This is a genomic window from Aeromonas sp. QDB03 (genome assembly GCF_027707985.1).
Classification (GTDB): domain Bacteria; phylum Pseudomonadota; class Gammaproteobacteria; order Enterobacterales; family Aeromonadaceae; genus Aeromonas; species Aeromonas hydrophila.
The window spans coordinates 147229-168398 of sequence record NZ_JAPCJG010000001.1; the positions used below are offsets into that span (position 1 = coordinate 147229).

18 protein-coding genes are annotated in these 21170 nt (G+C 57.2%); 15 read left to right on the forward strand and 3 right to left on the reverse strand.

The genetic code is table 11. The annotated features are described in order from the left end of the window. Positions 1 to 9 precede the first annotated feature (9 nt). The 12 genes from PG900_RS00735 (at position 10) to PG900_RS00790 (ending at position 18600) form a co-directional block, all read left to right on the forward strand. Positions 10 to 1746 (forward strand): phage head spike fiber domain-containing protein, encoded by a 1737-nt coding sequence (locus tag PG900_RS00735; RefSeq protein WP_270830702.1) that lies wholly within the window; start codon positions 10 to 12, stop codon positions 1744 to 1746. Further along, the gene (locus tag PG900_RS00740) at positions 1743 to 1979 is read left to right on the forward strand and encodes a hypothetical protein (RefSeq protein WP_270830703.1); all 237 of its coding nucleotides are present in this window, start codon (positions 1743 to 1745) and stop codon (positions 1977 to 1979) included. The genes PG900_RS00735 and PG900_RS00740 overlap by 4 nt, the downstream gene beginning before the upstream one ends. Continuing rightward, positions 1966 to 2271: a hypothetical protein gene (locus PG900_RS00745; protein WP_270830704.1), complete on the forward strand. Its 306-nt coding sequence runs from the start codon at positions 1966 to 1968 to the stop codon at positions 2269 to 2271. Before PG900_RS00740 ends, PG900_RS00745 begins: the two co-directional genes overlap by 14 nt. Before the next feature lie 101 nt (positions 2272 to 2372). Further along, positions 2373 to 3980 (forward strand): hypothetical protein, encoded by a 1608-nt coding sequence (locus PG900_RS00750; RefSeq protein ID WP_162901899.1) that lies wholly within the window; start codon positions 2373 to 2375, stop codon positions 3978 to 3980. Continuing rightward, on the forward strand, positions 3980 to 8179 hold the full coding sequence (locus PG900_RS00755; RefSeq protein WP_270830705.1) for a phage tail tip fiber protein: 4200 nt from the start codon (positions 3980 to 3982) through the stop codon (positions 8177 to 8179). The genes PG900_RS00750 and PG900_RS00755 overlap by 1 nt, the downstream gene beginning before the upstream one ends. A 59-nt stretch (positions 8180 to 8238) precedes the next feature. Beyond that, positions 8239 to 8616 carry a hypothetical protein gene (locus tag PG900_RS00760; RefSeq protein WP_270830706.1) on the forward strand — a complete coding sequence of 126 codons (378 nt, stop codon included), beginning with the start codon at positions 8239 to 8241 and terminating at the stop codon, positions 8614 to 8616. 14 nt (positions 8617 to 8630) lie between these two features. Further along, positions 8631 to 9263: a hypothetical protein gene (locus PG900_RS00765; RefSeq protein WP_270830707.1), complete on the forward strand. Its 633-nt coding sequence runs from the start codon at positions 8631 to 8633 to the stop codon at positions 9261 to 9263. 10 nt (positions 9264 to 9273) lie between these two features. Next, positions 9274 to 9654 carry a hypothetical protein gene (locus tag PG900_RS00770; RefSeq protein WP_270830708.1) on the forward strand — a complete coding sequence of 127 codons (381 nt, stop codon included), beginning with the start codon at positions 9274 to 9276 and terminating at the stop codon, positions 9652 to 9654. Further along, positions 9654 to 9914 carry a bacteriocin gene (locus PG900_RS00775; RefSeq protein WP_041215994.1) on the forward strand — a complete coding sequence of 87 codons (261 nt, stop codon included), beginning with the start codon at positions 9654 to 9656 and terminating at the stop codon, positions 9912 to 9914. Before PG900_RS00770 ends, PG900_RS00775 begins: the two co-directional genes overlap by 1 nt. A gap of 9 nt (positions 9915 to 9923) precedes the next feature. Then, a complete protein-coding gene (locus PG900_RS00780) occupies positions 9924 to 11324 on the forward strand; it encodes a hypothetical protein (protein ID WP_270830709.1) in 1401 nt (466 codons plus the stop codon). Between the two features lie 131 nt (positions 11325 to 11455). Then, entirely contained in the window at positions 11456 to 18322 is a 6867-nt protein-coding gene (locus PG900_RS00785; protein ID WP_270830710.1) for an LPD38 domain-containing protein, read from the forward strand. A gap of 74 nt (positions 18323 to 18396) precedes the next feature. Further along, entirely contained in the window at positions 18397 to 18600 is a 204-nt protein-coding gene (locus PG900_RS00790) for a hypothetical protein (RefSeq protein ID WP_270830711.1), read from the forward strand. Here PG900_RS00790 and PG900_RS00795 read toward each other — a convergent pair whose 3' ends face one another. Genes PG900_RS00795 through PG900_RS00805 form a run of 3 tightly spaced genes read right to left on the reverse strand, consistent with a single transcriptional unit; the run spans position 18601 to position 19714 of the window. Then, positions 18601 to 18948: a Rap1a/Tai family immunity protein gene (locus PG900_RS00795; RefSeq protein ID WP_270830712.1), complete on the reverse strand. Its 348-nt coding sequence runs from the start codon at positions 18946 to 18948 to the stop codon at positions 18601 to 18603. Next, positions 18949 to 19302 carry a hypothetical protein gene (locus PG900_RS00800; protein ID WP_270830713.1) on the reverse strand — a complete coding sequence of 118 codons (354 nt, stop codon included), beginning with the start codon at positions 19300 to 19302 and terminating at the stop codon, positions 18949 to 18951. 34 nt (positions 19303 to 19336) lie between these two features. Next, positions 19337 to 19714: an Arc family DNA-binding protein gene (locus PG900_RS00805; RefSeq protein WP_270830714.1), complete on the reverse strand. Its 378-nt coding sequence runs from the start codon at positions 19712 to 19714 to the stop codon at positions 19337 to 19339. A 181-nt stretch (positions 19715 to 19895) separates the two neighbouring features. On the opposite strand from PG900_RS00805, the gene PG900_RS00810 reads away from it, so the two are divergent. The 3 genes from PG900_RS00810 (at position 19896) to PG900_RS00820 (ending at position 21068) form a co-directional block, all read left to right on the forward strand. Further along, entirely contained in the window at positions 19896 to 20063 is a 168-nt protein-coding gene (locus tag PG900_RS00810) for a hypothetical protein (protein ID WP_270830715.1), read from the forward strand. 82 nt (positions 20064 to 20145) lie between these two features. After that, positions 20146 to 20940: a KilA-N domain-containing protein gene (locus PG900_RS00815; RefSeq protein WP_270830716.1), complete on the forward strand. Its 795-nt coding sequence runs from the start codon at positions 20146 to 20148 to the stop codon at positions 20938 to 20940. Next, the gene (locus tag PG900_RS00820) at positions 20937 to 21068 is read left to right on the forward strand and encodes a hypothetical protein (RefSeq protein WP_270830717.1); all 132 of its coding nucleotides are present in this window, start codon (positions 20937 to 20939) and stop codon (positions 21066 to 21068) included. The genes PG900_RS00815 and PG900_RS00820 overlap by 4 nt, the downstream gene beginning before the upstream one ends. The last annotated feature ends 102 nt before the right edge of the window (positions 21069 to 21170 follow it).

Here is a 21170-nt window from a genome sequence, read left to right on the forward strand (position 1 = left end):
GGGGGCAGCATGGCTGGAGTGTGGAAGCGTGATGGCACTATCGCCGTCACCAAAGGGAGCAAGAAGGTGGTGGGCACAGGCACCACCTTTGCTGACCCCAAGAATGCCGCAGCAAAGGGGCACCTTTTGGTGATGGTGGCCGGTACAGCTGTAGACCTGTATGAGGTTGACTATGCAGAGTCGAACACGGTGTTTTACCTGGTCGAGGCGTATCGGGGGGAGTCTGGTACCGGAAAGGCCTATGCCATCGACACATCTCGGACGGACTCCATCCCAGAGTTTGCCCGCCGACTGAACGCCACCCTGGGGGCATATCAGCAGCAGAGTGATGCTCTCCAGGCGCTGCTGACCAGTGATGCAGCCGAGATCACGGTAACCGCTCCTGATGGCACAACCCACAAGATGGTCCCCTGGAAGCGCGTGACTAGTGAAGGGGAGGGGCAGGCGGCTCGCGCCAAGGTGGAGGCGGACAAGGCTCAGGCTGCCGCTTCACTGGCGGTTAATGTTGTAAGAGATGCCGCCATGCCTCTGCCTGATGTGTGGGCACCATTGTCTGACAGCTTGCGCCTTATCACCGGATATGGCCGGGAGGTTAAGGTCGGGGATGATGTTGTTGGCCGCTATGTGAGTTTCGAGCGGTCATCCTCTGCCTGGTATTTAGATAAATCTGGGGTGTTACGGATTGCTGCAATCAATGAACCCCGCTTTGAATCGGAAGGCCTCCTGATAGAAGGGGGAAGTACCAACCTGTTTCGTTGGGACGCAACCCGCCTTGCTGCTGATGGAGGAGTGCTGTCGTCAGTCACTTCTCCTAAGTATCCAGGGATAACCGCTAAAAAGGTCACTGGCGGTTCTAATGCTGTAATGTTCGGTGCGTCTAGGGAGCCGATCAAAAACTCCACCACGTACACCGCCACTGTGATCATTGACGTATCAAACAGCAACGTACCAGGTAAGCGCCTGCGGATTCAGTTCGCGTATGGAGCGAACTGGCCAAACGGTCGCCAGATAAACTTCGACACCGATGGCAATATTTTATCAGTAACGGCTGATACGTCAGGAACAATCCGAAAGATTGGTGATTTGCTGATTGTCACGGCGACCACAACCTCTTCTGCAGAGGCCAGCACAAGCGGCGGTGGATCTGTAGACATGTTCTTCCTGAATGCGCAAGGTGGTGCGCAAGCTCCTGAAGCGGATTGGTCTTTGTGCGTTGTCGGCTTCCAACTAGAAGAGAGCGCGTATCCCTCATCGTTCATTCTTACCAGCAATGCAGCAGTGACAAGAGCGCCTGATATTTGCGAGATCCCCACGGCTGGAAATATTCCTCCTGGCAAATTCACTGCTACTGCTCAAGTTAACGTGCCATGGCTTGGGAAAACTGCACCAAACACAGCACCTCGAATCTTGTCCATTACCGGCGGTGATGCAGGAGCATCAATTGAAACAACCATCTATTCGGATGGCCGTTTCAATGCGTTCGGTGGGGTCAGTGGAGCATCATCTATCGTATCTGGATTCACTAATCGAGGCGTGGTGTCCATGGTTCGCTCTGACACAGGCCTGAATGCCTATACCGCCGGAAACAAAAACGTCGGAACTCAAGGCATCAAGTATGGGATTGGCCCCTCGCTTGCCATTGGTAGTCAAAAGGGCAGCACCGGCCGCCATTTCTTTGGGCACGTTCGCAACATCAAGATTTGGCATCAAGAAGCATCTGATGCGCAGATTAAGCCGCTGCGATGACCCGCCACTACTGCACGGGGCTTGGCCCCGTCTCCCCTGGAACTAACAGCTGCTGTAAGCAGCACGACAACGACTATGGCGCCAAAGGCACGGTATCCCGCGCCGAGGCTGACAGGCGCTTGCGCCAGTGCATGATCGCCCAGAGCAAGCCTCTGTTGGCCTGGCTGTTCTGGGCCGCCTGCCGCGTTGGCGGCTGGTATTTCTGGAAGGACAAGACCCATGACCATGATTGATCTCTACCTCAAGGCTGGCAGCAAGTCGGCCATGACGCTGGCCCTCAAGACGGCGGGCTTTAGCCAGGATCCCGAGAGTGGGGAGCTCTATCATCAGGATGCGGCGCTCGATGTGATCGGCACCATCTACCAGCCAACTGGCGAAAAGGTGATGGTAGATGGACGCCAGGAAGATGTGATGGCCCCAGTCCCTGGCTACCACGTCAACGTGCGCACCAAGTCGGAAGCAATGGCCGCGGCCCTCGATGCCCAGCGAACGTACCCCGAAACGCCTGTGAGGGTGTGGGCCTGAGCCCAGTGCTTGCCTCCTCGCTCGGCCGGCGTTAGGATTTACCCATCATGGCCCTGCTCTCACGAGTGGGGCCTTTTCATTTCTGCCTCCCTGAGATCCCCATGCCCGTAATCGATATCGTCACCATGCGAGGGACTATGCCGCGCGTGGAGCCACACCTATTGTCTGATGAAGTCGCGGTGATTGCCTGTGACTGTCATTTTGACCATGGCGTTATCTCTCCGCTGGAGGATGATGCCAGCGCCGGGGTTGAACTGCCGATCGTACCAACCACGTTGCTTCACTATGGCCAGCATTGGCTTGCATGGAACAAAGTGGTCGAGGCGATGCGCTCCCCGATCGCTCAGGACCCCTATGGCCGGGTTTACTACACCGACGGCGAATACCCCAAGGTCACTCATGCCCAGATTGCGACTGGTGGGGCCAACAAGCCAACGGCGTGGTACCGCCTTGGCATACCGGCCCCAGGAGTGCCTGTCGGCATCAGCGCCATTACGCCGCCGAACGGTGGTGTCGATGATGACCCTATCGATGACGAAACCCGCTTCTACGTTGACACCTTCGTCAGTGCGATGGGAGAGGAAGGACCACCGGGGCCGGTGAGCGGGAAAGCCACAATCACAATCCCTGGCTCGTCAGTGACACTGGCGCTGACACCTCCGACAGCCCAGAACAGCAACATCACCAAGCGTCGCGTCTACCGGTCGGTGTCAGGCGGCGGGGTGGCGGACTACCTGCTTGTTGCCGAGCTGCCGATCGCTCAAGCGTCTTTCGTTGATAACCGAGCTGATGGGGAGCTGGGCGCCGTGCTGGAGACTTACGGCTACACCATGCCGCCCGATGGCCTGCGCGGCCTGTGCCAGATGGCAAACGGCATGTGTGCCGGTTTTGCGGGTAACTCGCTGTACCTCTGCGAGCCCTATCTCCCTTACGCCTGGCCGGAGAAGTACCGGCTGACCACAGAGCACGACATCGTTGCGATCGCTGCAATTGATACCACGTTGGTGATCGGCACCAAGGGCTACCCCTATCTGGCTCAGGGAGTAAGCCCTGCCTCTGCAACCACCCAGAAGTTAAGCCAGCTGCCACAAGCCTGCATCAGTGGGCGTTCCATGGTAGCGATGGATGGAGTGGTGTTGTACGCCTCCCCAGACGGTCTTGTAGGTGTTGGTGCCAACGGTGGCCAGGTAGTCACGGAGCAGGTGATCACCCGCAGGCAGTGGCGTGCCATGAAGCCAGAAACCATCCGGGCATGGCATCACGAAGGCAAGTATGTGGCCTTGACGGACACCCATGGCTTCATCTTTGACCCCAAAAGCGGTGATATCCGAGAGCTGACAAACCGCTGGGATGCCGCCGTTTCTGATATGGAGAGCGACTCCCTCTATGTCGCAAAGGGGCGAAATCTGCACATTTGGCGGGGCGGCAGCGATTACAACGCAGAGTACAGATGGCGATCAAAGCTGTTCATGTTACCGGATGGGGCATCCTTCAGTTGCTGCCGAGTTCAGGCTAAAGATGTGGCGAAGGTTGGGCTCAAGCTCTTCGTTGATGGCGAGCAACTGATGGAACTGTCGCCTGGCAATCTGGTACCGGGGGCATTCCGGCTGCCGCCGGCGCGTGGTCGCATGTGGCAGGTGGAGGTATTTGGAAACTCGGTGGTTTACAGGATCACCCTCACGAGCAGCATGGCGGAGATGGTGAGCTAATGGCTACGAAACCAGCCTACCGTGCCGGCCGGGATCCGGCGGCCACATCGGAAAACGTGGAACTGTTGACCGGTCAGCGTGGCGATCGCCTCGACAAGGCGGTCACCCACAGGGAGTTGGCTGCCCTTGGGCTGTCTAAACTGCGCCCTGGTGCTGGCGGCGTTTATGTTCCAGGCAAGAATCCAGACCTTTTCCCGCCCGGACAGATGGAGTTTCCGCATGCTCCGGTCAACGTGGTCGCCAATGGTGCGTTTCACACAGTCTTGGTGGAGTGGGACCCGCCCCGGTATCGGGGGCATACTCACGCCGAGATATGGCGAGCTGAGAGCGACAACCAAGCTGACGCCTCCTTGGTGGGTACGGCGTCGGCCAACCTCTTCTCTGACGCGATTGGTAAAGGTGCAAAGTTTTACTACTGGGTGCGCTTCGTCAATGGCAAGGATGACCGTGGGCCTTTCCAGGGCGTGCAGGGTGTTGCAGCAGAGACAAGCCGTGATGTGCAGGACATCCTTGATGAGCTGCAGGGCAAGATAGAAAAAAGCCACCTGGTGCAGGAGCTGCTCAAGCCTATTGAGGCGGTTCCACAGCTACAGCTTGAAGTCTCGATTCTGAAACCGAAGGTCGATGAAATCGAGGTTATCCGTCCCAAGGTCACTGCCATTGAGGACAAGATCCCCAGCATTGAGCAGGAGCTGGCCGGGCTGGATGCGCGGCAGAAGGTTGCACAAGATCTGCTGGACGATGCCCAGCAGCAGCTTGGAATGTCGAGTATTGAGATCGGATTAGTGCAGGATCGCCTTAATGCAAAGCTCGACAAGTACAAGGGTGACTTTGACTCATTCCGAGACGCTGTGTTTATCGTCGATCCAGAAAATGGCAGCATCACGATGGATGCCGTCAATGCTGTTCGAGACGAGCTGCATACCTCCATTACCGAAGTTCACCAAGGGCTGGATGCCGTCGCCGGCCAAATCTCCAGCAAGGCGGACAATGTCACCGTTGATGGCCAGGGAAAACGCATCACCGAGGCAGAGCAGCGCATCAATGGCCTCGATGCCAGCCTGAGCCAGACGGTGACTAAGGGGGAGTTCACCGACGCGCAGAAGAAGGTCACCGAGATTGGGCAAGAACTCAACGCCACCAAAGGGGAGTTGAGCCAGAAGGCGACACAGCAGGAGGTGGATGAGCAGGGCGAACGGCTGGCTAACGCCGAAAGCAAGTTGACGGTTCATACAAACGAGCTTTCCAGTCAGGCCCAGCGAATTGATGGGTTGATGGCGCAGGTCACCCAGGGAGATGAAACCCTGCGTGCCAGCATCACTGAATTGGCTCGCGTTACTGCAGAGAGCGAACAGGTCACTGCCCAGCGGGTCAGTGGACTCGAGGTGCGGGCAGGGACTTCTGAGGCGAAGATCCAAGCGCTTGAGGAGATCATCGAGGATGATGGCGGTATTACGGCTGGTCGCTTTGACTCCATTGTCGCAGAGCTTGAGCTGCAGCGCGGTCAAGATAATGACAATGCTTCTGCCAGCATAGATGGCGCCCTGTCTGGTGATGAGCGGGATCGGGAGAACAGGAAGGCATTTGGCTCCATTCGCACAGAGCAGAAGGTGATCCTGACTGAACAGCAGGCTCAGGCCCAGCGCATCACTGACATGAATGTGAAGTTTGAAGCGAAGGATGCCACCACACAAGCCAGGATCTCGTCAGTTGAGAAGGTTGTCTCTGATGCTGATTCGGCACTAGCTCAGCGCATTGATAACGTCACCACGGAGTTCAAGGCGGCCGATGCGCAGGCAAATGCCGATATCAAAGCGCTGGCGCAATCGAGCGCGTCTGCCGATGAGGCGCTGTCTCTCCGGCAGGATAAGCTGGCCGCCAAGCTGTCCACGATCACCGCAGAGCTTACCGCAAGCATCACCAACGAGGAGTCGGCCCGGGTCACCGCTGATGAGGCGATATCGAAACGGGTAAGCGAGGTGGAAGCCCATTTTGGCGGCGAGCTTGATGGAGCCAACGCAAGGATTGCGGCAGAGGCACAGGCAAGGGCAACCAAGGATGAGGCGCTTGCCCAGCAGATCAACACTGTCGATGCTGCATTCAAGGCCGCCAATACAGCTCTGTCTGCATCACTTTCGGAGTCGAGCAAGGCCCTGGCAGATGCCGACAGAGCGCTTGGTGAGCGGATCAGCGCCACTGATGCAAAAGTCGGGGAGAACACTGCCAGCATAACCGAACTGCAGCGCGTGGTGGTCAGCAATGAAGAATCGCTAAGCCAGCGCCAGGACAAGATGGAATCCGAGGTTGATGTCGGGGCTATCAGCCAGGTTGAAGGCGCGCTTGCCGGCGATGAGCGAGACAGGGAGAACCGGAAGGCTCGAGGCGCCATCCTCCAGCAACAGAGTACGTTGGCTAACCAGCAGGAAGCGCAAGCAAGAACGGTCGAGCAACTGACGGCCGAGTTCGGCGCTACCAGTGCAGACCTCAAGGCGCAAATCACCAATGAGCAAGTCGTTCGGTCAACGGCAGATGAGGCTATATCTCAGCGGATCAGCGTTGTTGATGCGGAGTTCAAGGCTGCTGACAAGGCTACCAATGCCGCTATAGCTGAAGAGGTCAGGTCGAGAAGCGATGCGGATAGCGCTCTTGCTGAGCGTTTATCTACGCTCGATGCCGAATTCAAGGGGGCTGAGCAGGAGCTGGCTGCCAGCATTGACGAGGTTTCCAGGGTCAGCGCTCAAGCCAGTCAAGCACTCTCCGAACGGCTAAGCCAGGTGAAAGCTACCGCTGAATCGGCAGGCAACGCCGCCGCCGGGGCTCAGGCTAGTGCCGACCAAGCCGGTCAAGGTGTCGCGAAAAATACTGCTGCAATCAACAGTGAGGCCAAGGCAAGGGCTGATGCAGACTCATCATTGGCCAGTCAGATCCAGCAGGTGACCGCCGACTACAAAGGGGCTGATGAGCGCCTGACTGCCCAGATTACCGAAGAGTCTACGGCTCGGGCTAACGCAGTACAGTCGTTGGCCAGTCAGATAAGCACGGTCTCCGCCGTCGCCGGCAGCAAGAACAAGACGTTCTTCCAAGCCACCGCACCAGGTACTGGCATGGGTACTGGTGACCTGTGGTTTGACACTGCCAACAACAACAGGCCTTACCGTTACAGCGGAACAGCGTGGGTGGCTACCGATGACCCGAGAGTCGCAGCCAATGCGGCAGCGGTCCAACAGCAGAGCAAGGCGATTGCCGACCTGCAAAACGGTGCACAGGCAATGTGGACCGCCAAGGCCAGTGCCGGACAAATCACAGCCGGGATCGGCCTGATTGCCAAGTCGGACGGAACCAGCCAGGTCGCCATATCCGCCAGCCAGGTTTTTGTGTTCGACCCCAATAGCTCTACACCAATGGCGCCACTATTCGCCATCGACAATGGGCAGGCGGTCATTGCCGAGGCCATCATCCGCAAGGCAACCATCCAGATCCTGACCTCGGAGAAGATCACCGCCGACTACATCAAAGCCGGGGTGAGTATCAGCTCTCCGCTGATCAATGGCGGTCAGATCGACATGGGCAACGCCTTCATGGCTGGCGGGGCGGCTGGCTTTGGCAAGGGGGGGCCGCATGGCGGCTGGGGATGGGGTTGGCACACGATCATCTACGCAGATGGTTCGATCTATACCGATCGCCTGTATGCGTCGAATGGCACATTTTCCGGCACCGTGAACGCCAACAATGGCGTGCTGAACAATGTCACCATCAACGAGAATTGCCTAATTCTAGGTAGGTTGGCTGCTGAGCGGATTGTGGGTGACTTGACAAAGGTGAAAGCGTTTGAGCTGCCGAATAAGCCAACGGTGGCAATTATTCCTGGTGGAACACCAATAACTTTGCTGGCAGTGCACTTTGATCAAGCTCCGTTTGAGCAGGAGCTGACGATTGAAAGGATTGATGTCAGCATTAGGCCATATGAGTCTGGTGCCACTCGCACAGAAATATATGCTAGGGCTGGGGATGGTCCAGGGGTGCTTTTAGCTATGGGAGGGGGGATGAGTTTCATCCCGCCATCAACCGTCCCTATTCCTGCAGGGCATAATGTGGTGACCTTCTACTATGTGGCAGACCGTAAAACGATGTGGGACATGCCTTCTCAGCGACGCTTGTTCTACTTGAACAAGCGAGGTGGCAATTTCTACGCAGCCTAAAATATTGCTCTCATAATGCCTAGCCAAGTGTCTGGTTTTGTTTGTTAGAGGAAACTTTTATGGAGCGGACTACTGGGAAGATGCGTCATCTTCACCGCATTACCAGAGACACCTGCAACCCGAACCTATCCTCCGAACTGCAAGACGCCATCCGAAATCGGGTGGCGTTTTTGTTTGTGCGCGGCGCTGATGGTTTTGTGCTGAAACCGGTGGTGGAGCAAGGCATTACCGGGGTCCTGGTTTGGGTTGGATGGGGGGATGGTGGGGCGCCCGAGCGCCACCTGCCGGAAGTGAAACGGCTTGCCCGCATGATTGGTGCCCGCTGGCTCCGCTTCCATTCTACGCGTAAGGGGTGGCTCAAGGTCGCACCAAGAATGGGGTGGGTGCGTCAGCCAGATGATGCTGACGGCCTGTTTGTTTTTCAGATCAACCTGTGAGGTGAGGTGAGGGGATGGGAAAGGGCGGTTCAAACGAAATCAAGGAAACAGAAGCCCAGAAGGCTGCGGCTGATGTGGCCACAGAGCAGTGGAATATCTACAAGAGTGACCTGCAGCAGTATGAAGGCGTCTTCATGGACAAGGTGGATGACCTCAACAGCGAACGCGAATACGACAAGCTTGCTGGCACCGCCGCGCTGGGCACCGCTCAATCCTTTGGTGAGGCGCGCGCCGGGCTGGCTGATTCCCTGACCGCTGGCGGCGTGGACCCTACCAGTGGCAAGTACCAATCTGCCATGTCCAATTTGGAGACGGATCAGGCTCTGAGTCAGACCGATACAACCAACCGAGCGCAGTCCAGTCAGCAAGACCGTTATTTGGCAGGGCTCAAGGATGTGGTCAGCATTGGTGCCGGCCAGAAAGCTGAGGCACTTGCTGGGATGGGAGATGTGGCCAATACCAGCCTGCGTAAGGCCGCCAGTGATGCTCAGACATCGTTTCAGAGCAAGCAGGCGACTGCGGGGTTGGTTGGGGCGGTGGCCGGAGCAGGCACAGCATATGGCCTTGGCCAGTTGAAAGCACCGGCGGCAGTGGAAAGCAGGAAGATCAGCCCTACTGCATCAGTGTTGCAAAACAAAGGTTATTAAGGGGTTAGCCATGGGATATGCCGCAGACAAATTTGCCACGATTACCCGGGAGAGTTACCAGGATTGGAAGGCCCGCTTTTACCCCAAGCAGCAGGAACTGATGGAGTTGGCCACGAATGGCCAGTTGCTGCGGGACCAACTTGGTCGGGTAGACCAAAACAACCAGCATGCCCTGGCGGCCGCCAAGCAAGCAACTGACAACCGAATGGCAAGGATGGGCGTTGGCTCCAGCCTGGCCGCCAACGACAATAGCCAGGGTCTGCGTATGGCTTTGATGACTGCCGGCACTGAGAACGGCCTTCGTGAGCAAGAGCAATCACGCCAGATGGGCATTCTGACAGGGGCGGATGCTGGACTGCGGGAAGCTATCAAGACAGGGGGTAAGGTCTGATGGGTTACGGAATTCTGGATATCGGCGCTCAAACGCGCCAACAGGGCATGGCGGGGCTGCGTGATGCAGCCAACCGTGAGAACGAAATTGAGATGGGGAACAAGCAACTCAAGACGCAGGAGAAGCAGGCCAAGATGTCTGCTGCAGGTGCCGGCGCCGCCACTGGCGCCATGATCGGCGCATCCTATGGTTCGGTTGGTGGTCCCGTCGGCGCGCTCATTGGGGCGGGCGTTGGTTTTCTGGCAAGCAGCTTATTTTAAGGGGGCATGATGAGCGTATCGGGATTGGCAGAAGGGTTTCTGGCCGGCTTCAACACCATGGACCGCTATCAGCGGGGCCAGAAAGAAGATGAGCGGATGGATAAGGCCATGAGCCTGCGGGATGCCATGTGGCAGAACGAGCAGGAGCGGCAGAAGGTGGCCGACGAGCGATATCAGGGGGAGCGGGAGTACAGCATGGGTCGCGATAAGCTGGCTGATGCCCGCTATGACCGACAGTTCGCTCTGACAGAGAGGCAGGTAAAAACGTCAGAGGCGCGCGCCAGTGCTGCGGAACGTCGCGCTGCGGCGCAGGATGCCCGCCAACAGCAGGAGTATGAGTGGCAGAAAGAGCAGCGCAATAAGCAACTGTTCCAGCAGGAGAACTTACCGATCATCCAGTCTGGCTGGCAGGCTGTGGCCGAGGGCAAAGACCCGGGCGAGAAATTCTGGTGGATCGTGCGAGATCCACGGGCCGGAGCTTTCAACCCGGAGCGCTACCTGCAGCAGGATTATGCCGACGCCGGCAAGACCTTTGTCACTTATGCCGGTAACCTCGTGCGCCAGGCCCAGGAGGGCAAGCTCGATCCAACCACGCCGGAGGGGCATGCCGCGGTCAATAACCCGCAGTTTATCAAGGCGGCCGGCACCCTCTATCAGGATGAAGTAAACAAAGGGGTTGGTGACATTGACCCGGAGAGCGGCAAGACCATCACCGGCAAGCAGCTGAACAACATCATGATCACCCCGGACGGGCGCGGTGTGGTGCTGGGGGTGGAGGTGACTTATGACGATGGCAGCAAGGCGGTTCGGCCAGTCACCAATAACCGAACTGCGGCGCCGGACGATCACCCCAAGGTCATCCCCATCAACGACTTCTTGAAACCAGCGTACCAGCGGGCAGCCCTGGCCAAGCACATGATTGGCAGTGCAGATCAGCTGCGCACCTCTCTCGGCCTGACGTCCGGGCCTGACCAGGGTGGCTACAAGAAGGCGGTCACCGAGCTGGAGAAGCAGCACGGCCAGAACAGGGCGCGCATCTCTGCCAGCAACGCTGAGGATAAAGACCTGCAGCTGGATGCCCTGGATGCCCAGCTGGAGCAGAGCAAGGCGGCGCTTGCGGACACCTACGGCTTGACCAGCAAAACTGATGAGCCAAAGCAGGAGGCGCCAATCAAGGCGTGGACTGGTGGAGATCCAGAGCGCCTGCAGTTCATCAAGGAAGCGAACCATCATGGCAAGCTGAACGGGCTACTGGACAACCCCACCAGGATGAACACCGCATTCGAGCTGTGGCGCCAACAGGCTGCAGGGCAGAAGAAGGCGGAGCAGGCGACTGTGACCGCCAACCGGCTGCGCGATACACAAGTCAATGCCTATCAGGCTATGAGCCTGGCACAGGCCCGCCGCTAGTTGCCTTTCAACCACCCCAGCGTTAGCATCTCCCCATAGTCGGTCAGTCTGCATGCTGGCCACCCCATCCAATAAAGCCCTGATCGGTTCGCCGGTCGGGGCTTTTCTTTTGCCTGAAACCCGAGGACACCATGGACAAGCCTGGACTGCGTGACGCCCTGCCAAAGCCGCAATCATCTGACACTCGCACCGATCCATTCTGGAGCAATCTCGATAGCAGCCTGTCAGCTGCCACTGCTGCTCCAGCACAAGCCGGCCAATCTACCGCCAAGCGCGACCTTGATGTCGGTCTGGGCGATGTGGCGCGCGGGGTGGGGGCGGGCGCACTGGACCTGGTCGGCGGCATTGGCGAGCTGGCACGGCAGGCCAGCAACTTCGGCAAGGAGAACGCTGGTAAGCAGGGGGGGGACTACCTGGAGCAGGCCCGCGCCAAGATGGCCAACAGGCTGAGTCCCGTACTTGATATGGTGGCCGGCGCCGGCGATCTGGCTACATCAGGGGCTGAATCACTGACCGAGGGGATGAGCGCGGATGCCAAGGAGGCCATGGGGCGCCGGCTGGTTGATGAAACGCCGGAAGGGCGTTTGACCCCGGGGGATGGTGCGGGGGATATCGATGTCTGGGCCATGAAAATGGCACAGGGCGTCGGCTCCATACTGCCGACCTTGATGGCTGGCGGCGTCACAGGTGTGGCTGCTAAAGCCTCTATTGGCCGCGCCGTCACCGCCTCCATGGTGAAGCGTGGCGCAACCAAAGAGGTAGCCGAAGCGGTTGCCGCCAAGGCCGTTTCCAGAATCGCCACCGGTGCTGCCGTGACTACGGGGGCGACTGGGTCGGTGGGCAGCGCTGGGGTGAACACCCGTGACACCGTGCTGGGGATGAGCTTTGATGAGCTGGCTGCCAGTGACACCTTCCGCCAGTCCTTCACGCGAATCGACCAGGATCAGCAGACACAACATCTCTCCGATCAGGAGAAGCTGGGGCTGGCCAGGGAGGAAACTGCCAACCTGGCCAGCCGCGCCACCATGAGCGACGCCAAGGTATGGGGGGCCGCCGCCATGGGCTCCATGATGGGCGACGCCATGCTGTTCAAGATGCTGGCTGGCAAGGCCGCAACTGGCGGCGTGCTGAAAGGGGTCGCCAAGGGGGCTGCAGGTGAGGGTATCAGCGAAACCTTGGAGGAAGGGGTGCAGCAATACGCCGTCAACGAATCCCTCAACGAAGTGGCCGCCGCTGATATCGACCCCATGAAAGGTGTTGTGTCCAGTGCGCTGGAAGGCGGCTTGATTGGCATGGGGACCGGTGGCGCGCTGGGTGGCGTCGGTGACATGCGCGGCGGCAAGTCGCAGGTAGAAAGTGAAGTCGGCGCCCAGGTAGGCCCCGCCTCGGCGGAAGAGGTAGCACCCATTGAGCAGGGTGAACCAGTGCCGGCTGATACGGTTTCCGCTCCGGTGGAGCCGGGTCTGGCCCCTGCTGTCGATACTGTTGCTGAACCGGTGATGCCTGTCGGTGAGCAAAACCCGCTTGGCCCGAGTGCCAGCCAGTTTGACGAGATGCGCGATGTGCCGGCCTATTTGCGCCGCGACGATACCGCCGATCGCTTCAAAGGCATGGCAGAGAATAGCCAGACGCAGGAGGTGCTTGCCGGATCCCCGGCCCCTGCCGTTGACGATCTTCTCTCGCAGGCCACGCCTCAGCAGGATGAGGCGATCCTCGAGCCCGTGATGGCAGAGCAGCAGCTGTCCCCCACCGAAGATGTCTCGGAGCCACCATTGGCGCAGTCAACCGAGCCTCCCGCACTGGATGCAGTTGTTGGCCCACTCCAGACACTCCGCATCACCCGCAAGGGCAACCCGTTTGCAACCGAGAAAGAGGCCGCCATGGCCAGCCGCAAGGGCAAGGAGATGCCGGTGCCGCTCAATGGTGGCGGCTTTGGTGTGGCCGAGATCGCCGAAGTGGAGCAGGCGCAGGCGGCCGCAACCACGCAACCCAGCCCCCTACCGCTGAGTGACACAGGTATTGCCGACTCGAGTCAACCTTCTGACCTGTCAGCGGCAAGCACAACCGATGAAGCAGTCCCGGCCCAGCCCGCACCAGCAGGCGACACCAGCCAACTCGCGCCAGCAATCGATACCGGATACCGCGAGGTGATCCCCGCCAACCAACCGCAAGCAGAGGTGAGCAATGAGCCAGTTACCCCAGTACCTGCAATCGGCAGTGAACGACAAGGTGATCAGCCTGGCGCAGGCGAACCAACTGCAGCAGGTGCTGACCCAGCCATTGCCGGGCTCACCGAGGGAGCTGGAGCCGGAGATCGGGCAGATATCGCTGCGCCTGCATTTGTACCTGATGGACAGCAGCAAAATGACCAGACACTGACAACCCCGGCCACTGATGCTGGGGTTGTTGTTTCTGAGGGGGCGCAACCCGAGCCAGTGGCATCGAAGCCTGACTCCGCGCCAACGCCGTGGGCGGAAGCAATCAATAACCCTGATGGAACCATCACCCTGAAAGGTGAAGTGCCGATCATCAAGCAGTGGGCCAAGGATAGCGGCGTGAAGGTGATCCCGGGCAAGGGGGGGGTGTTGGTGGCCAAGTCATCGGCGGCCAAGGTGCGTGAATATGTGGCGACTGCCCCCAGTGAACCTGTGCAACAAATCGAAGTGGCCCGCGCTGAGGTGGCGCCGGATCCCACCGAGGCACAAAAGGAGGCCGGCAACTACAAGAAGGGTCACCTCACGCTGCAGGGGCTGGATGTCGCGCTTGAGAACCCCAAGGGCTCTACCCGTTCCGGTACCGATCGGGACGGCAAGGTGTGGCAATCCACCATGGCCCATGACTACGGCTACATCAAGCGCACCATGGGGGCTGACGGCGATCATGTCGATGTATTCATCGGTGATAAGCCGGAGAGCAACACGGTCTATGTGGTGGACCAGGTGGACCCCAAGACCGGCAAGTTTGACGAGCACAAAGTGATGATGGGGTTCGCCGATGAACAGGCGGCCAGGGCTGGTTACCTTGCCAACTATGAGAAGGGGTGGAAGGGGCTGAGCGCCATCAAGGCAATGCCGGTTGAAGAGTTCAAACGATGGGTGAAGGAGGGTGATACGAAATCTCCGGTCGCAGCTCAGGCAGTGGGTGGGGCTGCGAATTCGGTCAGCTTCTCAAAGCAGGCTATGGCCCAAGGCAACAAGCCAACCAAGTACTTGAGCCGTAAAGAGGCTGAGCTTGTATCCAGTGGCTGGTTCAAGGAGTACCGGGGGGCGAGCGGCATCAAGGTGCAGATCCATGCTACCCAGGGTGAGCTTGAGGGGGTGCTTGGGTTAGATGCCAAGGATGGACTGATCCGGCGTGCGGCATTCGACGACGACGCAGCAACCCTGCACGTGGCGGCCGACACCATCTCTGACCCCAAGCGGATGCGCGAGATCCTGCGCCATGAGGTGCTGGCCCACTATGGCCTCGCCAACGTGCTTGGCGATGGAGAGTACACCAAACTCATGAGCCGGCTCATTCAGTCGCAGAAAAACCCCAGCATGAAACCGGTGTGGGACTGGGTAAACACCCACTATGCCGACGAGGATATCGGTACCAAGGCTGAAGAGGTGGTGGCCCACCTCGCCGAACTGGAACAGGGGGCCTGGGGGCGCGGCTGGGATAGGGTTGTGGCCTGGGTCACCCGGGCGCTGCGTGCGGTCGGCTTTGTGCCTGATGGTATCACCGCCGCAGAGACGCGCTCCCTGATTGAGGGTTTGGGCAAGAAGCTGCAGCGCAACGGCCCAGATGATAACGGCCCTGATGGTGGCAAGAAATTTAGCCAAGAGACAAGCTCCGGTAATGAGCCATTCACTCCCGACAGTAAAGAGGCATATGGATATCGCCAGCAGTTGACTAAAGCAATGAGCTCACTTCGATCCGGCGATATCGCTATTGATGTTGGCTCAACTCCTGCAGTTCTCATGGCTGTTGGGGCCCCAAACCTAACAATGCGAATTAGTCGGGATACTGTGCGCAAGGCTATAAACGGGGTGAAGCATGACGTAGATATAACGACAGTAGAAAAGCTACCTGAATTATTAAGTGACCCATTGGCAATATTTGATTCGAAAACCCATACCGGTGAATCACTTGTAGTGTTACTTGATGCAAAAGACAAATCTGGCAAGCCTGTAGTAACTGCCATTCAATTAGGTGTCAATGCAGGTAAGTATCTTGAAGTAAATAGAATTGCCAGTATTCATGGGCGCCCTGATGAACAGGTTGGCCGATGGGTTGCTGATGGCATGACAAGATATATAAAGAAAAACCATCCTGGCTCTTTACTCACTGGGCTGCAATTGCCCTTAGGTTCAAGCATGGATGGTTCAGTTACAAATGTACTTAGTGAGGAAGACATTGTCAAACGTAGCCTGAAATTTAGTCAGGCTAATACCGCTACAGACAAGGCTATGGAAAAGCTCAATCTCGGCCCCAAGCCAGACATCATCGACAAGACCAAAATCAACCTGGACAAGATGCGCAAGGTAGACCGCGGCGTGGTGGAGTCATGGGTGGACCGCTTTATCAAGAAGGCCAACACCGAGGTGCTCGACGCCCTGGCCCCCATCAAATACGCCGAGGATGCAGCAGGCATCACCGACGCTGCCGATTCTGGCTATGTGGCAGCACGGATGGCCACCGGCGCGGCCTCCACCATGCAGGCGACCATGCTCTATGGCTTGCCGGAGTGGAAGGATGGGGTGATCCAGCGCAAGGTTGGTACCGGCGAGAAAGACGCGCTGCTGGGCATTTTCTCCAGTCTGGGGACAGATCTGCACAACTGGCTGGGCTGGATGGCCGGCCACCGGGCGGAACTGCTGATGGAGCAGGGGCGTGAGAACCTGCTGAGCGAGCAGGATATTGCAGCGCTGAAAGGGCTTGGCAAGGGTAAGGAGGCCAAATTTATAGAGGCCAAGGCGCGCTGGAATCGGCTCAATGCAGCAACGCTGGATCTGGCGCAGGAGGCGGGATTGTTCACCAAAGAGGCGCGGGCCGAGTTCGAAAACGAGTGGTACATCCCGTTCTTCCGGGAATCCGAAGACGGCGATGTGATCGCCCCCTTCAAGCCAAAGGGGATTGCCAACCAGAACGCCGGCATCAAGAAGCTCAAGGGTGGCGAGGCCAATACCAACGACCTACTCGAGAACATCTTCACCAGCACCAGCAAGCTGATCGACGCCTCGATGAAGAACATGGCGGCACAGAAGACGGTCTGGAATCTTGCGGATACTGGCCTCATCGAGGTGGTAGCCAAGCCCAACATGATGGACTGGCGTGCACTCAAAAACGGCAAGGACCTGATCACCGTCAAGCTGGAAGGGGAGGACTACATGGTCCGGGTTGAGGATCCTGACCTTTACCGGGCCATGACTTTCTTTGACCGCCAGCCATTCGGCTCAATGGTCAATATGGCATCCAAAGCCAAGCGGCTGCTGACTGCAGGGGTGACCGCTTCACCGGAATTTATGCTGCGCAACTTCCTGCGCGACTCGCTATCCAGCTGGGCGATCAGCAAGGATGGCTTCAAGCCTGTGATCGACTCCATCAAGGGGGTTAAGAAGACATTGGCGATGGATGGCAGCACCATAGATGTGATGTTCAGTGGAGCCAGCTTCCTGGGCGGCTATGTCAACGGCAACGACCCGACGGCCATGGCCGATACCGTGCGCAAGTCGCTGCGCCGCAAGGGGATGACGCCGGAGCAGATTGCCCGCTACGAAAAGAGCATCATCCGCAACGCAGCTCAAGCCAAGGGTGTGGTCGCAAATGTGTGGGAGAAGTACAACCGCTATGGCGAGGCTCTGGAGAACGCCAACCGTGAGGCTGTCTATGATGCGGCAATCAAGGCTGGCAAGAGCCACGCGCAGGCTGCTTTCGAGTCAAAGGACTTGATGGACTTCTCCATGCTTGGGGCGGCAAGAGCCATTCAAGGCGCGGCCATGATCCTGCCATTCTTCAACGCCCGCCTGCAGGGCCTGGGTAAATTGACCAGGGAACTGCGTGACAATCCGCGTGAAATTGCCAAGCGTGCCGGCATGATCACCGCCATGTCGCTCGGCCTGCTGGCCGCCAACTGGGACGATGAGCGATATGAAGAGCTGCCGGATTGGGACAAGGACGCCAACTGGCATTTCTTTGTAGGTGATCAGCACTTCCGGATCCCCAAGCCATTCGAGATTGGCGTGATGTTCGGCACCATCCCGGAGCGTATGGTGCGCGCTATGGGCGACAAGGACACAGGTGCTCAGTTCGGCAAGGCGGTGGCGCGGGCGATCGGCGATACCTTTGCCCTTAACCCGACCCCGCAGGTCGTCAAGCCGATGGTGGAGGCTGCCTTCAACTATGACAGTTTCCGTGGCGGCCCCATCGATAGCCCGCAGGATCTGGCCGTCAAGGCCGAGGCTCGCTACAACGAGCAGACCAGCTTGCTGATGCGCGAGCTTGGCGAGCTGTCTGGTTTCTCGCCCAAGCAGCTTGAACATTTGGTGATTGGCTATACCGGCACCATGGGTAGCTACGTCATGGCCGCCGCCGATGGTCTGATCCGGGCAGCCAGACCAGGCGAGTCGGCAAGCTGGCGGGCAGACGAAATCCCGCTGGTGAAAGCCGTATACCGCGGCACCGGCCCGGCCAAGTCCACCCAGCACATGGAGGAGTTTTACCGGATGCTCAACGAGGTGAACCAGCTCAAGCGCACGGTTGACCAGTATCGCAGCGAGGGGTTGAACGACAAGGCGAACGAGCTACTGGATGAGCAAGGCGGGATCTTGAAGGCGCGCCGCAGCCTGAGTCGCACCCAGCAGCAGGTGAGGGTGGTGCGCAATAAGATTGAGCTGATCCAGCGTGACCGCACCATGAACGCAGAGGAGAAGCGCCGGCGCATTGACGAACTGCTGGCTCGCCGCAATGACCTGGTGTACCAGGCGGTAAACAAGAACAAGGCGAACTGGGAGTAAGGGGGGAATCGCGGCCCTGGCTTACCCCTGACAAGAGCGGGTAAGCTGGGCCCTGACCAGTGAGGACCCAGACCATGTGGCTATTGTTTGCATTGATAATGATGGTGGTGGCGCTTAAGGCGTTCAGCTTTAGCTTCACCTTGGCACTGATCCCGTTTGCTGCCGGCTGCTGGTGTTTCAGCAAATCCAGCCGGAGTGATCTGGATGACTTTATGGCATACAGCTTTTTATTTGTCCTGGTTGGATTTGCCGTTGTAGAGCTTGCTCAGCTCTTTTAATTATTTCTTTATGCATGGGAATGCTTGATTAAGGCCTCGCTCAATTAAATCTATCGCCGACCAATTTAATTTTTCTGGGTGCTCTCGCATATATTTAACTGATATTAGCTGCAACTGACCTACTGTTATATTGTTGGCGTTATTTCCAGGGCAAATTGTTATGCCTTCATAGCTATCATAAACCCCAACTAAATACCCCATGCAAAAAGCATCTTTTTGAAAGTGATCATCACTCCTCTCATCACTAGAGCAGCGATCAAGAATTTCATTTCCTGAGTAAAATCCTGCGTGTGAACTAAAACTTAGCAATGAGAAAAGAATGGCTAGTGGAATTAATCGAAACATCATTTAGTCGCACCCATACTCATTGCAAATAACGGAGAAGGAATCGCCATCACTATCTGAGCCATTAATTATAGTAGAGTCGCCCATTTTGGTTGCGGTGCTATCCCACGAATTCCCATCAGCATCTCGGCCGGAGGTATAGGTGTTATTGCCTAACTTCTGGCTTTGCTGGCTCCATGTCGAGCCAGTTCTAGAGTTGCTTCCATCTACGTAGGTAGAATCACCAAATTTCTGTACCGTATAAGTGTTTCCACTGTCATCAAAACAGGTTTTTAGACTGCCAGAACCGATACACTCGGCAGATGCGGCCCCAGCAAAAAGAAGCATGGAAGTTATAGCGGCAGTTGCTAAACGCATCAAGACTCTCCTTCTTCTATCAGTAAATGACATATTATTTATCTTTAGAAGCTGGGGTGATGTGATCAACATCAAAGCTATGGGGGGCATTTTTAATTTCCTTTCGGATGACCTCCAGCAACTCCCGCATCTCTTGCAATTGATCGCTAAGCGGTTCGTAACGAGATTTGTTGATTTTTCGGGGGATGAGTAAAGCCCCAGAAGGTAGCGTGTGTTCAGGGCGGGCAATGTCTAACCCATCCAAGATCTTAAATCTTTCGCCATCTGCTGACTCGATATCTTCATCGATAGTGAACTGGAGCCTCTTGACGATTTCTGCGTTGAGAGAGCGACCTGATTTATCAGCTTGCTCTTGAAGGAAGCTGCGCATCTCATCCGACATTCGTAGCGGGTATGGCTTCGGCTGGCTCATGGTTTTTTCCGGTGTTTCTATGCAGGCATTTAAGCATTATCACTAGTGATAATGACTCTTAAAGACTCACAAATCAAAGATTCTATTTGACTCTGAATCTTTTTGAATCTAGCCTGATGTTGAGGGCCATGTTGTTGACTCTCTGTACATTCATGCTTCAGCAACAAGTCAGGAGATCAAGGTGAGCAGTCAAGTACCGCCGACATCAATCAGGTTACCGGAAGATCTGAAGAAGTGGTTGGGGCATAGAGCTGTTGATAACGGCGTAAGCCTGACCAAGGAGGTTATCTCCATCCTTTACACCGAAATGAAAAGAGTGGGTGAGGATGCTGAGAGAGAGGTGGCCTAGGGGAAAAGAATTCGGCCCCAGCGGGTGCAACCGCCAAGGCCGAGGAATGTAAACCAAGCACGCAAATGATTGGAGTTACTTTATGACTATACAACAACAGTATCAGCAAACCAAAGTTTTGACAGGGCCGCAGAATTCCATGCCGGTGATTGCCGGGGTGGAGATCGCTACTGATGATGCCGGGCGGTTCAATCTCAATGCCCTTCATCGGGCGAGCGGTCTTGGCGCAAGTAAGGCGCCTGCCCAGTGGTTGCGTACCAAGCAGGCACAAGAGTTGGTCGCAGAGGTAGAAAAACAAACTATGCAAATCTGCATAGTTTCCATCGAAGGCCGTAATGGCGGCACTTTCGCCCACGAGCTACTGGCGATATCCTACGCCGGCTGGATCAGCCCAGCATTCCAGCTCCAGGTCAATCAGGTGTTCCTTGATTACCGCACCGGGAAGCTGGCACCGGTTCCGCAGCAACTCACAACCATCGAGATCCTGCAGATCGCCATGCAGTCAGAACGGGAGCGCCTGCGCCTACTGACCGTTAACCAAGAGCTGGAGCAGAAGATCGAGACGGATGCTCCGCTGGTTCGCTTTGCCAAGCAGGTGGAGGTAACTCCAGATGCCATCAGCGTGGCGCAAGCCGCCAAAATCATTGGCACCGGGCAAAAGCGCCTTTATGCGTATTTGCGCCAGATTGGCTGGGTCAGCCGCAAAAATGAGCCCTACCAAGCCAAGATTGAGCAGGGTTTGATGGATGTGAAGATCAGCCCTTGGGAGCATCCTGAGTTTGGCCTGCAGAAGCGGTCAGTTGCTTTGGTAACAGGTAAGGGGCTGTCAAAGTTGCAGCAGCTGTGGGCTGTGGACCAGGGGAGGTTGCTGTCATGAGCGCCACCCAACTGCAGGTAGAGCTGACAGCCTTGCTGAGCAAGCTGGAAGGCATTGATATGAGCAGGGTTGAGTGGGCTGATATCACGGCGCGGATAGAGCGGATGATGCCTGAACAGGCAGAGTAATAATGGTGGGGCTTCGGCCCCATTTTTGTTGACACTTTGCCAGGGGCTGTCGTAATGTGCGCAGGCATCAAATGATGCCGCTCGGATGAGTGGGTTTTTAAA

Bases quoted from the DNA above. Each gene is read 5' to 3' on its own strand.
- PG900_RS00805 (WP_270830714.1), bottom strand. From the start codon at position 19,714: ATGAGCCAGCCGAAGCCATACCCGCTACGAATGTCGGATGAGATGCGC.
- PG900_RS00770 (WP_270830708.1), top strand. From the start codon at position 9,274: ATGGGATATGCCGCAGACAAATTTGCCACGATTACCCGGGAGAGTTAC.
- PG900_RS00785 (WP_270830710.1), top strand. From the start codon at position 11,456: ATGGACAAGCCTGGACTGCGTGACGCCCTGCCAAAGCCGCAATCATCT.
- PG900_RS00790 (WP_270830711.1), top strand. From the start codon at position 18,397: ATGTGGCTATTGTTTGCATTGATAATGATGGTGGTGGCGCTTAAGGCG.
- PG900_RS00745 (WP_270830704.1), top strand. From the start codon at position 1,966: ATGACCATGATTGATCTCTACCTCAAGGCTGGCAGCAAGTCGGCCATG.
- PG900_RS00765 (WP_270830707.1), top strand. From the start codon at position 8,631: ATGGGAAAGGGCGGTTCAAACGAAATCAAGGAAACAGAAGCCCAGAAG.
- PG900_RS00750 (WP_162901899.1), top strand. From the start codon at position 2,373: ATGCCCGTAATCGATATCGTCACCATGCGAGGGACTATGCCGCGCGTG.
- PG900_RS00760 (WP_270830706.1), top strand. From the start codon at position 8,239: ATGGAGCGGACTACTGGGAAGATGCGTCATCTTCACCGCATTACCAGA.
- PG900_RS00735 (WP_270830702.1), top strand. From the start codon at position 10: ATGGCTGGAGTGTGGAAGCGTGATGGCACTATCGCCGTCACCAAAGGG.
- PG900_RS00815 (WP_270830716.1), top strand. From the start codon at position 20,146: ATGACTATACAACAACAGTATCAGCAAACCAAAGTTTTGACAGGGCCG.
- PG900_RS00795 (WP_270830712.1), bottom strand. From the start codon at position 18,948: ATGATGTTTCGATTAATTCCACTAGCCATTCTTTTCTCATTGCTAAGT.
- PG900_RS00800 (WP_270830713.1), bottom strand. From the start codon at position 19,302: ATGCGTTTAGCAACTGCCGCTATAACTTCCATGCTTCTTTTTGCTGGG.
- PG900_RS00780 (WP_270830709.1), top strand. From the start codon at position 9,924: ATGAGCGTATCGGGATTGGCAGAAGGGTTTCTGGCCGGCTTCAACACC.
- PG900_RS00740 (WP_270830703.1), top strand. From the start codon at position 1,743: ATGACCCGCCACTACTGCACGGGGCTTGGCCCCGTCTCCCCTGGAACT.
- PG900_RS00775 (WP_041215994.1), top strand. From the start codon at position 9,654: ATGGGTTACGGAATTCTGGATATCGGCGCTCAAACGCGCCAACAGGGC.
- PG900_RS00755 (WP_270830705.1), top strand. From the start codon at position 3,980: ATGGCTACGAAACCAGCCTACCGTGCCGGCCGGGATCCGGCGGCCACA.
- PG900_RS00820 (WP_270830717.1), top strand. From the start codon at position 20,937: ATGAGCGCCACCCAACTGCAGGTAGAGCTGACAGCCTTGCTGAGCAAG.